20 protein-coding genes are annotated in these 12,630 nt (G+C 30.7%); all 20 read right to left on the bottom strand.

Going from position 1 to position 12,630, the window contains the following annotated elements; genetic code table 11:
• Nucleotides 1-24: 24 nt before the first annotated feature.
• The 20 genes from nrdE to NYE73_RS07595 all read right to left on the bottom strand — a co-directional run bounded on the left by nrdE (nucleotide 25) and on the right by NYE73_RS07595 (nucleotide 12,618).
• Nucleotides 25-2,118 carry a class 1b ribonucleoside-diphosphate reductase subunit alpha gene (gene nrdE / locus NYE73_RS07690; RefSeq protein WP_340815404.1) on the bottom strand — a complete coding sequence of 698 codons (2,094 nt, stop codon included), beginning with the start codon at nucleotides 2,116-2,118 and terminating at the stop codon, nucleotides 25-27.
• Between the two features lie 4 nt (nucleotides 2,119-2,122).
• Entirely contained in the window at nucleotides 2,123-2,485 is a 363-nt protein-coding gene (gene nrdI, locus NYE73_RS07685; protein WP_281114968.1) for a class Ib ribonucleoside-diphosphate reductase assembly flavoprotein NrdI, read from the bottom strand.
• Nucleotides 2,482-2,697 carry a glutaredoxin gene (locus NYE73_RS07680; RefSeq protein ID WP_281114967.1) on the bottom strand — a complete coding sequence of 72 codons (216 nt, stop codon included), beginning with the start codon at nucleotides 2,695-2,697 and terminating at the stop codon, nucleotides 2,482-2,484. The genes nrdI and NYE73_RS07680 overlap by 4 nt, the downstream gene beginning before the upstream one ends.
• 38 nt (nucleotides 2,698-2,735) lie before the next feature.
• Nucleotides 2,736-3,071: a hypothetical protein gene (locus NYE73_RS07675; protein WP_340815402.1), complete on the bottom strand. Its 336-nt coding sequence runs from the start codon at nucleotides 3,069-3,071 to the stop codon at nucleotides 2,736-2,738.
• Nucleotides 3,072-3,247: 176 nt separating this feature from the next.
• On the bottom strand, nucleotides 3,248-3,667 hold the full coding sequence (locus tag NYE73_RS07670) for a hypothetical protein (RefSeq protein ID WP_281114966.1): 420 nt from the start codon (nucleotides 3,665-3,667) through the stop codon (nucleotides 3,248-3,250).
• 207 nt (nucleotides 3,668-3,874) lie between these two features.
• The gene (locus tag NYE73_RS07665; RefSeq protein ID WP_340815401.1) at nucleotides 3,875-4,096 is read right to left on the bottom strand and encodes a hypothetical protein; all 222 of its coding nucleotides are present in this window, start codon (nucleotides 4,094-4,096) and stop codon (nucleotides 3,875-3,877) included.
• Nucleotides 4,097-4,317: 221 nt separating this feature from the next.
• Nucleotides 4,318-5,025, bottom strand: a complete 708-nt coding sequence (locus NYE73_RS07660) for a 3D domain-containing protein (RefSeq protein WP_340815399.1) — start codon at nucleotides 5,023-5,025, stop codon at nucleotides 4,318-4,320.
• Between the two features lie 119 nt (nucleotides 5,026-5,144).
• The gene (locus NYE73_RS07655; protein WP_340815398.1) at nucleotides 5,145-5,579 is read right to left on the bottom strand and encodes a hypothetical protein; all 435 of its coding nucleotides are present in this window, start codon (nucleotides 5,577-5,579) and stop codon (nucleotides 5,145-5,147) included.
• Nucleotides 5,580-5,623: 44 nt separating this feature from the next.
• Nucleotides 5,624-5,980 carry a hypothetical protein gene (locus NYE73_RS07650; protein WP_340815396.1) on the bottom strand — a complete coding sequence of 119 codons (357 nt, stop codon included), beginning with the start codon at nucleotides 5,978-5,980 and terminating at the stop codon, nucleotides 5,624-5,626.
• A 75-nt stretch (nucleotides 5,981-6,055) separates the two neighbouring features.
• Nucleotides 6,056-6,274, bottom strand: coding sequence for a hypothetical protein (locus tag NYE73_RS07645; protein WP_340815395.1), 219 nt, complete (start codon nucleotides 6,272-6,274; stop codon nucleotides 6,056-6,058).
• A 45-nt stretch (nucleotides 6,275-6,319) separates the two neighbouring features.
• Nucleotides 6,320-6,481: a hypothetical protein gene (locus tag NYE73_RS07640; protein ID WP_340815394.1), complete on the bottom strand. Its 162-nt coding sequence runs from the start codon at nucleotides 6,479-6,481 to the stop codon at nucleotides 6,320-6,322.
• Nucleotides 6,482-6,524: 43 nt separating this feature from the next.
• Nucleotides 6,525-6,767 carry a hypothetical protein gene (locus tag NYE73_RS07635; protein ID WP_340815393.1) on the bottom strand — a complete coding sequence of 81 codons (243 nt, stop codon included), beginning with the start codon at nucleotides 6,765-6,767 and terminating at the stop codon, nucleotides 6,525-6,527.
• Between the two features lie 141 nt (nucleotides 6,768-6,908).
• Nucleotides 6,909-7,118: a hypothetical protein gene (locus NYE73_RS07630; RefSeq protein ID WP_301254291.1), complete on the bottom strand. Its 210-nt coding sequence runs from the start codon at nucleotides 7,116-7,118 to the stop codon at nucleotides 6,909-6,911.
• Between the two features lie 28 nt (nucleotides 7,119-7,146).
• A complete protein-coding gene (locus tag NYE73_RS07625; protein ID WP_340815391.1) occupies nucleotides 7,147-7,428 on the bottom strand; it encodes a hypothetical protein in 282 nt (93 codons plus the stop codon).
• 39 nt (nucleotides 7,429-7,467) lie between these two features.
• Nucleotides 7,468-7,941: a hypothetical protein gene (locus NYE73_RS07620; RefSeq protein ID WP_340815389.1), complete on the bottom strand. Its 474-nt coding sequence runs from the start codon at nucleotides 7,939-7,941 to the stop codon at nucleotides 7,468-7,470.
• A gap of 118 nt (nucleotides 7,942-8,059) precedes the next feature.
• On the bottom strand, nucleotides 8,060-8,530 hold the full coding sequence (locus NYE73_RS07615) for a hypothetical protein (RefSeq protein ID WP_340815388.1): 471 nt from the start codon (nucleotides 8,528-8,530) through the stop codon (nucleotides 8,060-8,062).
• Between the two features lie 60 nt (nucleotides 8,531-8,590).
• Nucleotides 8,591-8,896: a hypothetical protein gene (locus tag NYE73_RS07610; RefSeq protein ID WP_340815386.1), complete on the bottom strand. Its 306-nt coding sequence runs from the start codon at nucleotides 8,894-8,896 to the stop codon at nucleotides 8,591-8,593.
• Nucleotides 8,897-8,946: 50 nt separating this feature from the next.
• Nucleotides 8,947-9,153 carry a hypothetical protein gene (locus tag NYE73_RS07605; protein WP_340815385.1) on the bottom strand — a complete coding sequence of 69 codons (207 nt, stop codon included), beginning with the start codon at nucleotides 9,151-9,153 and terminating at the stop codon, nucleotides 8,947-8,949.
• A 34-nt stretch (nucleotides 9,154-9,187) separates the two neighbouring features.
• Nucleotides 9,188-9,517, bottom strand: a complete 330-nt coding sequence (locus tag NYE73_RS07600; protein ID WP_340815384.1) for a MazG nucleotide pyrophosphohydrolase domain-containing protein — start codon at nucleotides 9,515-9,517, stop codon at nucleotides 9,188-9,190.
• Nucleotides 9,518-9,573: 56 nt separating this feature from the next.
• Complete coding sequence (locus tag NYE73_RS07595; protein WP_340815383.1) at nucleotides 9,574-12,618, bottom strand: PHP domain-containing protein; 3,045 nt, start codon at nucleotides 12,616-12,618, stop codon at nucleotides 9,574-9,576.
• Nucleotides 12,619-12,630: the final 12 nt, after the last annotated feature.

The raw sequence follows: 12,630 nt of genomic DNA, 5'->3' as shown, positions 1-12,630 counted from the left end.
CTTGCTTTTTTAGCTCATCACTACTTAAATTGAACATGCGACACAAGATTCCAGTGTTTGTAATCGTTGACGAACATAGTAAACACTTTTAATTCCTTTAGTCCAAGCATAAATATAAACTTTAGCTAGTTGTTCTGTTGTCCATTGGTCTGTTACATAAAGTGTCATTGAAATACCTTGGTCAACATGTTTTTGTGCCGCAGCATATAAATCAATTAAGTTATAAGGGTTAACATCGTAAGATTCTTGATATAAATGCATGTTGTCATTAGTCATATATGGCATTGGATAAATTGTCCGACTATCAGCATAATCACGAATTTCCACACGTTCTGTAATAGGTGACATTGATGCTGTGCAGCTTCGAATATAACTGATACTTCCTGTAGGTGCAGTTGCTAAACGATATGAATGAAATAGACCATATTTCATTACATCTACTTTAAGTTGTTTCCACATCTCAGAAGTGATAATTGGTATGTTACCTAGTGCTTTTTGCACTTTCTCATTCGGGAAGGTGTCTTCTTTGGAAACATATGTAGCAAAATAATTGCCATTTGCATATTCACTCTTCTCAAATCCGAAGAAACTTTCACATTTTTCTTTAGCTAACGCCATAGATGATTTAAGTGAGTAATAGTTCAATGCTTCCATAAAATGATCTACAAATTTAATCGAATCAGGAGAGCCATACATGATATCTTGTGTTGCTAAATGTCCATGAAGGTTCATACAACCAAGTCCTACAGAATGCATTAATTGATTGGCTTTTGCGACAGACGGTACATTAACAATATTTGTCTTTGTTGTAACGTTTGTAAGCAATCTCATTGATGTGTCTACTAGATCTTCAAAATCATTTACTTTACTTGCTGCATGAATATCAATCGACCCTAAATTACACGAAACATCTAACCCATATTCGTTAGGTTGATCTTGATCAGTGATAATACTTTTTTGTTGTAATTGTAGGATTTCCGTACAGAGGTTAGACATTTGTACTCGTCCAATACCCTTGAGTGGATGTACATCGTTTACATTATCATCAAAGATTTCAAAAGGATATCCGGATTCAAATTGTGCTTTTTTTACTTCAGTATATAAATTACGTGCATTTATACGTTTAATTTTTCGAATTCTAGGGTTATCTAGTAGCTCATAGTACATATCAGTAATACTGATTTCAGACATACGCTTACCATATTCCTTATGGATGTCATATGGGCTAAATAGAACAATATCCTTGTCCTTTTTCATTAACTCAAAGAAAATGCTTGGTATAATGATTCCTGTTGATAAGGTTGCTAGGCGAATTTTATCATCTGCGTTAGGTTTCTTTGATGAAATAAAGTTTTCAATGTCTGCATGGAAAATATTTAGATATACTACTCCTGAGCCATTTCGTTGTCCCATTTGATTTGAATAACTAAATGAGTTTTCTAGAAGTTTAGCTACTGGAATAACACCACTTGCTCTATTGAGAATCTCCTTAATAGGATCACCTAATGGTCGAAGATCTGTTAGATTAACTCCAACTCCTCCACCTAGTCTACTCAACTCTAGACAGTATCCAATATTCTCTGCAATACTATTCATTGAATCATCCATTGATAATTTGAAACAGCTCACTAATTCGCCTCTAGCTTTCTTGCCACTATTTAAAGCTGTTGGTGTCGCAGGTTGATAGGCTTCCATCATCACTCTTACTGATTTCTCTGCTAGTTGCTCATCGCCTTGAGAAAGATACAGTGCAATAATAGAAATTCTGTCCTCATATTTTTCTAATATCTCTTCCCCATCTCGACTTTTCATAGCATAGCTATCATAAAATTTACTAGCACTCATAAATGACGGGAAACGGAAGTTATATGAATATGCAATCTTATAAATCTTCTTAATGAAGTCAAATGAGTACAAGTCTAAGAATTCTTTTTCGTAATAACCTTCTGATACAAGGTACTTAAGTTTTTCTTCTAGGTCGATAAAGTATCGTAACTTAACATTCACATGTTCTAAGAAGTACTTCCTAGTTGCTTCTTTATCTTTTTCTGATACTAATCTTCCAGTTCGTTCATATGTATTTAAAACCTCATTATTCAACTTTAGGTACTCTTTCAAATTATCACTCACCTTGTATTAATTTTTTATATTTCTCAACAATCAAATCGTAATCATGTTGAAATCCTCTTAATTCGACCTTATGTATTATTGGAACATTATATTGATCACTAATTTTTTGTGCTGATTCACAGAACATTTTCTTTCCAAAGTTACTGTTTCCACTTGCTATTACACCTTTGCAAAATTCGTGATTCAGTTGAAGGAAGGTATCTACCTTTTCAGGAACTTCCCCCAACTTATCTGTGTATGTGAATATTATGTATGGTTCCTTAACTATTAAACTTTCGTTGATTTCGAATGATGGTATATTCAGTTTACTTACTATGTATCTGACATTACCTGTTCTACTTGCGTAAATAATCATTGTTCAATAATTTCTTGAATTTCTTTAATATCAGTGTAAAAAACATCATTCACTTCTAAGATAGGCATTGAAGAAAAACCTTTTGTCACTAGTTCATTACGTACCTCTTCATGTTCATCTAAATTAACAATATCTACTTTCTTTCCAGATTCATTAATCCATACTTTTGCCAACATGCATTTTGGGCAAATATTTTTTGTATACAATTTCATTACAAAACCTCTTTCATTAAATTTAATTTATGTATTTATTAATAATTAAGTAATATCTGCTCCACAATTTCTTTTGTAGTCATCTTACCTGTATCAAATTTTACTACTTCTAAATGTTCAACCTTATGTAATGCTTCTTCATATTTACCTTTAGCATATTTCAATTTCTCTAATGATACATAATCATCACCACGAGAATTAAATCGATTCTCTAATACTTCATCGTCTGCATATAAGTAAATAATTGTTGCTTCATCTTTCATTTCTCGTTCAATAAATCTGCGCTGCTCATCAGATAGCATTGCAAAGTCATCATACATCTCTGCATACACTTCATTACAATAAGAAAACCTATCAAATATTACATTATCCATCTTAGTAAACTCTAAAAACTTATTAAACAATTCATCTTGTGTACATTTTGAATCTTGGAAACTTGATCCTTTCACTACTTTAAGCTCTGTAATGTCAGAAAGCATTTCAACTAGGCTTGTCTTGCCACTACAATCAGTTCCTACAACAATATAATTTATTTTAATCACCACAATCCTTATGTATTTGTATATGTATTATTTCCGTATGTTATCTCTGTTAGTTCTCTAGGCTTGTATTTCCTATTCTTCTGTTTATTAATAATTCCTCTTACTTCACCTAATGTATTATTAAAAATACTTATGTTTGGAAGCTTAGGTTTTAACTTGTCATTCGCACTTTTCATGACATCCAACATATCCTTAGCTTTCCTACGTTCATTTCTAACTATATGTAATTTACGATAGGCTTCATAGCCTTTATTGGCAGGTAATGTTTCAAACTCAATATGATGTAATAAGTCTTCTTGTTCACGTTGTTTCTGATCAACCAATTGTGATAAATATTCAACCTCTTTAGGTAGATTATCTAAGAAGTCTCTAACAAATGCTAAATCCTTTTCGAACTGAATGACTTCTTTTAGAGTGTCTTTGGTCAAATTAATCACCTAACTCTCGTTTAAGGTATTCTTCAAAAGTAATTCCTTCCTCTTCACGAATCTTGCAATTTACGAATTTATATCCGTAATATTCTAATACTGAATCGTTGATTTTCATCTTCTCATCTCCCTTACTTGTTTTATGATCTTATTATATCATCAGGTTCAATAATTACAAGTAATATTTATGTATTTATTTAATTAATTTTAATAATCATCAATGTAACTTACTTCAAAATACAGACCAAGTTCATCCTCGCCATAAATAAACTGTAAATCAGAGTATTTACTGATCTTTTGTGCAATGTGATCCTTTGTGAATATGAAAATATGTTCCAAATACTTCAAATCAAATGAAGTGTAATAAGCTTTATGATATAGTTCAATTTCAAACTTAAATGACTCATCGCGCAATGTATTAGCGTTCATGTAATACCTAATTGCTGTTTTGTTATTATCAGTAAATTCATTCTTTATATGCCGATATAGGTATTTATAAAATGGTTTCTTGAATAATAAATCCTTTACTTTAACTTTTAGTTTTCTAATCCTCTTAATCCATTGGATTCTTTTCCTAAACTTCAATAGTCATTCACCTTCCTTAGAACTGACTTGAGGTAGAATAACTACCCCACTCAATTCTTTATGTATTATTTTGGAATTTTTAATACTTTGATTTGAATATTATGTCTTCCTAAATTAATGGCTTCTTGTGTAGATGAAACTAAAATATCTACCTTGCGATTCTTAATAGCCCCACCTGTATCAAGTGAAATTGCCTTGAACGTTTCGTATGGTGTTTTAACTTCCACAATTGTTCCCAACTTAATTACATTTGGATCGGTTGCAATAATTCTTAATCCATTGTAATAAATCGTATTAGACACATCGTATCCTGTTGCTGTTACGCCCGTACAGCCTTCTGAACAATAAGCTGTGTAATAGCTTGCATTAAACGTCATCCAATTTCCTGTAGAGTTAGTATCTCCTCTACTTATTACTTCTTCTTGTTGTTGCTTCTTTAACTCTTCAATTCGTTTCTGTTCAGCTATCTTTTTTGCTTCTTTAATTTTTACTAACCTAATTTTCTCTAACCTTTCCAAACGTTGACGCTCTAATTCTTCTAACCTTTTTCTTTCCTCTTCTTTCAAGCGTTCATATTCTTTTTTAATATTGTCATAAGGTGGTATAAATCGGTAAGCAGCTAACCTTTTCTCAAATTCATCAGAAGTGTATTTATGTACATTACTACTCTCTTCCTTATGATTCTCTTGTATAGCTTTAGATGCAAATACTCCCCAACCAAGGGTGCATACGATAATAGTTGGAACTGTCACAGACTTATTAAACTTCTTCATTTATTCGCTTATTATCCACAAACATATCTCATTCGAATCTCATATGACAATTATATAATTGTGCGATTCTCTTGCAGAAATAAACTTCCCTACTTTCTTATTTTATGTATTTTTTATAATTAATCTAATTTGTTATGAATTGTAATGTGCGTTACACCGTTGATAATTTTAGATGAAATGATATATCCACTCTTCAATAATGCGTTTTGTATAGTTTCAGCATCATACTCATCATTAATTTCTAATGTGAATTGCTCTAGTATATTTTCAACTTCTTTTTCTAAAGTAGCATAACAAATGTCATCATTGTTAATAACAAGAACATCCCCATTTTCCGATAATTCATATCCATTATCATATAGTATCTTTGTAAATGACTTTGTATAAACATTTTCTGAACCAAAGATAATCTTAGAAGGTAAATCTGATTTAAAACGTGAATAGAGTTCTTCAGGAATATTTTCATGATATTTATAATACTTTACTGAAACATTCTTAATTTCTACTTTTACATGAGACAAGTCATCGGCAGTTAAAATTGTCATCACTGTCATACGATCAGTCCTTTCTAGTATTTCCTTTTCGTAAAATATGGTTATTATTTAACTTTAAAATACTTTATTTCATAACCTTCTGGAATCATAATTAAATTATGTTCACATTCGATAGCATTCTTGACACTGTTGGATACAATTTTACTTAGAACTCTGGGGTTGTTAACTGAATCTTTAATGTAAAGAAAGTCGCCTTTTTTCATGATTTCTAACTTAAAGTTATCATCAAGCATCAGCATCTTGTTATTCGCATTTAGTCTTTCTTTGATTCCATCAAATACTTTCCTTTTAGCAGTATGAGGTACTGTCTTTGATACAGTTACGATATATATCTTGTCTCCATTTACTTTATCACTCAACACATGGTTACTGTTATTTAATTCAACATTTTCTTGCATCATAATTAATCATTCCCCTATTCGCATTTTGTATTTGTTATTTAAAATTTGTAAAAGCAAACTATTATTTAATCACCATTATCGTTTTCCTAACACTTTACTCATTTGCTTACCTTTTAAAAATCCATCTCCACTAGTGCCTCTGGTACGAGATACATTTCCTGATCCCATTGTAAAACTTACATTATCTAAGTTGTTCCATTCATCAAATATTTTCTCATCAATACCAAGACTCTCTGCAAATTTAGACAATCGTCTACCTGCCTCTGTAGCTGTAATTTCATCTTCTGCGTTCAAATAATCCACTCCTTTATATTTTCTTTTATAAAATCAAAATATTATTTAAGTTAGTAATGGTAAGTGACCATACTTGGACTCATCTAAAGGTATACTTTGGGTTACTTTTCGATAACCATATGGTACAACATTCATACCTTTAATTGGATCCCATAAATACTTTTTATCATTTTCTTTATTTGATACAACCAATAACCATCGCTTCATAAAAATCCACCCTCCTAATTTTCCAATAATATTGTCATTTTAATTAAATCAACATTAAGCCTAATACAATAATTAATATCGTAATTGCTGAATCTGTATATGTAATAAAATCATTCTTCTTTTTGTTAATAAAGTACACTATCAGACTTTGAATAGTGATTAGCAAAGCAACTAGCCAATACTGTGTAAAGAATAAAATGCCTAATACAACTAGATATCCATATTCAAACAAGATATAAATGATGAATCTTTTATTATTAAGAAATAGTTGCCCTGCTTGAACCATCTCTGGACTGTGCCTCTCTTTTCCTTTAAGGCTTTTTATCATATTTAGAACTAACTTAAATTCATCCAACTTGAATGCTCTAAAAATCTCATAAGCAATAATTAAAACTAATAATATAACTGACAACAATATTTAATCATCCTACTTTCTTCTAATTGTATTTTTATATTTTGGTTTACGATTTTCAGTAAGCTTTTCAAACTTTACTTTCCAAGTACTGATCACACGTTTAAGCTGCTTAATTTGTCTATTCTTATTTACGAGTTGTTTCTTGAGGTGAAAGTTTTCTGCTTCCACCTTTTTATAATGTTCCCATACATTCTGTTCGGTTAATGTTTTCCCATCTTGCATAAGACTCAACTCCAATTATGTATTTGAATTACAATAGCGAACCATCAATTAATAACAATCCTTCTGTCTCTTCTTCAAAATTTTTAACAGTTTCCTCGAAGTTTTCGTCTACTTCTTTTGGAGCTAATCCATATTTAACAAATGCGTCATACTTGTTTAAAAGGTCTGGTGTTCCTTCATTTTTGATTTGCTCCACACTTTCACCTGCTACATTTTCAACATAAATCTCCATCGATTTTTGAGCAGTTTTAGCCTTTATTAATGCGTAATACTCATTTTTATTGAATTCGTAATATTTCATCTCCGTCATTTTAATTCTCCTTTTTATGTATTTAATAATACTAATCTTTTATGAAACAATGTTCTTTATTGATAAGGGATGACAATAACTATATTCACGCTTAAAGTACTCATTGTGTTTAAATATTCTCTCAAACTCTATAGAACTGTCGTTTTCCATACTCTGCAATGAACGCCCGACCCACCCATATAAGAAGTACTGATTATTCTTTTTAATTATTATGTTCTTTTTATATCTATCAAATTTGATTATATCCCCAACATGATAATCCTTATATCCAGTGTACTCCCCGATGTCACCATAATAATTACCAGTTTGTAGACAATACAGTGACTGTTTTATTTCTCCATTTTTACACTCATCACCTTTCAATTTACTTAAAAGTAAGTAACCTTCATTAAGACTTGCAGATAATTCACTATCTATTCCTTTTAGCAACTCAGCAGCTCTTAGTAATTTATTAGATATGTCACTTATACTTACTAATTCATCTATACTGAATCTATCTCTTTTACTATTCATCAGCATAATCCCCCTTAGATAATAGTGTGATTTTATTGAAAGTTACATCTACATATAGTGCAGTATTTATTAATTAAATCAATTAAAACACTATATGCAGACTTCGATTTATAATTAATTACCCTTCGAACTTCTGTAAGAATTCAGCTTTAGTAAATCCGTTAATCTTCGCTAAACTATGTACAAAATAAGTATAATTGTCTAATTTACTCAAGCTTATGTACTCAGTAAACCAACTAGAGAAGTTTTTGTACTCTGGAGGACTTAAATCAGGATCTTCTTTAATTTCATCTTCATTATGATACCAACTATGTTCATTTTTAAATCCAATCATTACATTATTGTTTATAATGAATTGGAACTTTTCATCATTTTCGCAATTACAACCGTTATTGCGCCACCAACCGTAATCATCTTTCCAGTCACTACCTTTTACTGAATTCAATTTATTGTATTCTTCTTTTTCTAATTCCCAAACTTGCATTTCAGCTAAAACTTCTTCGCCTTTTGTTTCATACATTTTAACAGCTTTAATATTCAGTTCTTTAAATGCTAAATCTAAATTCTGACCCATGATTTGAATACTCATAAAATTAATTCCTCCATTTAATTTGTATTTATTTCATTAAAATGCGTGTTTTATTAAATCTTAATAGTCTTCTTTCTTAATTTGTTTTAATTCTTTCTTAGCTTCCTTCAATTTGCGTTTAGCTTTTTTATAAACTTCCTTCTTTTGTTTTTCTAAATCTTCAACTGTAATAAACTTTCTGATATCTGGAAGAGTCGAAAAAGTACCATTTCCTTTCACATCAATCACTATATCTCCGCACTTTTCACAACGATAACCGTTTGTAATTTTAATATCCTTCATAAATACTTTTTCTGATCGACCTTTAATTATTTCTTTTACTGCGTAGGTTTGAGCACAATTTCCATTTTTACATACTGCGTACAAATGACCACTCCAAATCTTATGTATTTGTTTTAATAAAAGATGAATATTACTTAAACATTAACCACTTCTAGATTCCATTCTTCAATTGCAGATTTCATCAATTCGTTACTGAAGCAAAAATCACCATTCTCTGCACATAGAATTATATAGTCGTTTGACTTTTTGAATACTGGATACTGTTCCCCTTCGTAAAGCACTCTACCTTCTATATCACAATTAGCATCAAATTTAACGTGATACAATAAATCTCTATTCATAATCAAATCTCCTTTCATAATAGGTTTCTTTTATTTAATATTTCTTACCACCATGTTTATATTCTCTTCCTTCATTTTTAAGCATTTTCTCTTCAATGACTTTACCTAAATCAATATTTCGACTTCCACATAAATCAAATACACGAATTACAATATCTGCTAACTCCTCTTTGAAATTCTCAAGATCACCTTTTCTATCTGCTTCTAATGCTTCACTTACCTCACTATGAATTAATGCTAATAATGTTCCTGTTTCTCTTTTTTCTTCGTGCCAACCTTTAGATTTTGCAATTTGATAAGCTCGATTACAATATGAATTAATAACCTTCTCATGATAATTAAATCCTACGCTTTGTTCTGTCATATTTAACTCCTCCATTTTCAATAATATTTAATTTTTATTTAAATATTTTATGTATTTTATTTATTAATCTCTACTTTCTGCCATGAAGTTAACCATGTCTGCATGATATCAGTAGGCAGCCATTTGCCTTCAACTTTTTGCATTTTAGGTTTCTTCTCTACTTGAGTAACTTTGATCATATCTCCAATGCTCAATAATGTCTGTTTATTTTCATCAAGGAAAATATTCTTTTGTACTCGTAAGGTCATCTCAATTCCATTATTAACTAGATACAACTTAATTGACGGTGCATATTTAGTATCAACTTCTGTTACGACTGCGTATGAAAGATCATATTTTTTATCTGTGCTTTGTGAGTAACCTAATGCTTCCTTCTCAAATACTACTTTCTCGCTAATATGGTAATCTTCAATGTTTTTAATTTCTATTTCATATTGTTGAATTTCTTCTAATCGCTTCAATTTAGTATCTTCTTTATGAGACTTCTTATATCTTTCAGCAAATTTAGCTGACAGTAATTCGAGGTATTTTGAATTACCGAACTCTCTGAAGAATCCAAGTCGAATTAATATGTTTAGTTGTCGAGTATTTACTTTTGTTTCACTGGCAATATCAACTAATAGATTAATGAAATTATCATACTGTTTTCTTTGTGCTAACTCATATAGCTGCTCAGATACTAAATCATTCACAAATTTGATTGACTTCATACCTTTTACAATTTGATTATTCGCTTTATCTACTGAATATTTACCACGTGCCTTACCAAACAAAGGCGATACGACTTTAATTTTGAAATGAGATAATTCTTTATATATTCTAGCAGTCATTTCTGTATTGTCTTCGTAAATATTTAGAACTACTGCGTAATATTCAAGAGGATAATTTGCCTTCAAATATGCTCCATATAGTGAATCGTAAGCAACTGATAACGAGTGAGAGCTATTGAACCCATAAGCAACTGCATCTTCAATGATTTTCCATACTTTTTGAGCGTTTTCTTGACTACCTGTTTTTTCTGTAAATCCATTAATAAATCGCTCATAGATTGGTTCAATGATACCTTCTTTCTTTTTTGCAATTGCTTTTAATAATGAATAAGTTTCATCTTCATTAAACCCTGAATACACAAGTGTTTCCATTATATTCTCTTGATACAAAACAAAATTATCTGATGTTTCAAGAATCTTATCAAACTCTGGGATACCATATGAAAACTCTTTACGATCAAGGAATAAATGCTTCATACTTTCAAATGACGGACGAATTGCAGCTACGAAACCTGATAACTCTCGTACAGACTTAGGTTTATACTGCATTACTTGTGACGTACCACTTTCAGTACCAACTTGATTTAGTGTTGCAGTTAAACCTTTTTCGTATAAATCCCACATCTTACTATCGTTCATCATTAAATTGTTTAATTCACGGATATTGGGAATTGGTTGCTCTAGCATCTTATAAGTTTCAGCAATAATGTCCCATACAGTAACTGAAAGATAATCATTCTTTAAGAATTTCCATGTGTCAGAAGTAGTTGAATCAATAAGTACACATAGTTCATCTCCTACTTTAATTACTCCTATCTCTTCCGATACAGATTCACTCAAGAGAATATTAGCGCAAGGGTGAGGTGCTACTGAATCAATTACTCCGATAAAACGTTGAGATTCTTCAATTACATCTTTCCATTTTTCGTGATTTTTATATCTATCTAAATCTTTAGCAATCTCATTATATTCATCCATATTATATCCATAAGAACGACATAGGTTTCTAAATGCTGATGATGCTTGCATAGTACCATAAGCAGTCATGTAATAGACATTATCCTCTCCTAAAATTTCACGACTAGCCTGAATAAATGGTTTTGGATTGGCAGTATTAAAATCGATATCTGGTAAAGATTTAGATTCAATGATCCGTGATTTACTCATGAAACGAGTTGGATATAACGTAATAGGTGCTTCTAGTCGATCAATCTCAGTAAACCCTAACAATTTATTTACGTAAAAACTTGGCGCTGAACCACGACCAGTACGAGTCAATACTCCACCTAATTCTTTTGCTCTCTTTATAATCTCGTAATTAAGTAAAAAGTAGTCTTCCATTTTAGTGTCTTCGATAATTGATGTCTCTAGTCTAATTGCTTCTATGTATTTCTGATAATCTTCATTAGCGATATGTACTCTATCTTTTATCCATTCATGATTAATGACGTTTTTTAATTTCTCAACTTTTTCTTCATGAGATAATTCAGGATATAAAGATGGCATTTTTATTTCTTTATCCATTTCAATATCTTCAAAATCATCTATAATCCAAGTATTCCTTAAAGAGCTTTCTACTTGCTCTCTTGTAAATACTCCTTGCTCTTCGTATCGTTCAAAAATTGCATCCGAATCAGGATAATCTAAAATGAATCCTTCCTCTTCTGGATAAAAAATTCCTTTCCCATTTAAGAAAATTGTACGATATTTGTCATCCTCTGTGTAAATATAGTGTGAGTCTGTTGCGTGGATAAACGGAATCTTATATTTATTATGTAGTTCTAATATTGTTTTATTGTATTCAACTTGCATTGGGTGAGTATTATCATGAATCTCTAAGTAAAAATTCTCTCCGAAATATTCCATCAAAGGTTTAACAAAGTTTTTTTCATAATCATCATACTTATTGATATAACTAATTACACAAGTTGAAGTAACTACAACATCTTCTGGATTTAATGAGAATAACAGTTCCTTATCAATACGAGGTTTATAGTAATATCCTGTTTTACTTGCTTCAGACATAATCTTCAACATCTGCTTCATACCACGCTTATTCTTTGCTAATACCATCAGATGTGAATTAGTTTTATCTTTTTCAAAACGATCATTTACATAATAATACTCAATCCCAAATACAAATTTTAAACCATATTTCTTAGCAACATCATAATATTCGAATATATTACCTGCATATCCATGTTCAGTAGTTGCCAATGATGTATGTCCCAATTCAATGGCTCGTTTAGCATAGTCTTCAACTTTAGCAATAGAGTCAGGAGTATGCACATTACTATAATGAGTATGTTTATGATAGTTGTTATATCTCAATTTAAATCCTCC

This window comes from Lysinibacillus sp. FSL K6-0102 (genome assembly GCF_038003545.1).
In the GTDB taxonomy this organism is placed as follows: domain Bacteria; phylum Bacillota; class Bacilli; order Bacillales_A; family Planococcaceae; genus Lysinibacillus; species Lysinibacillus capsici.
This window is presented reverse-complemented; position numbering and strand designations above follow the sequence as displayed.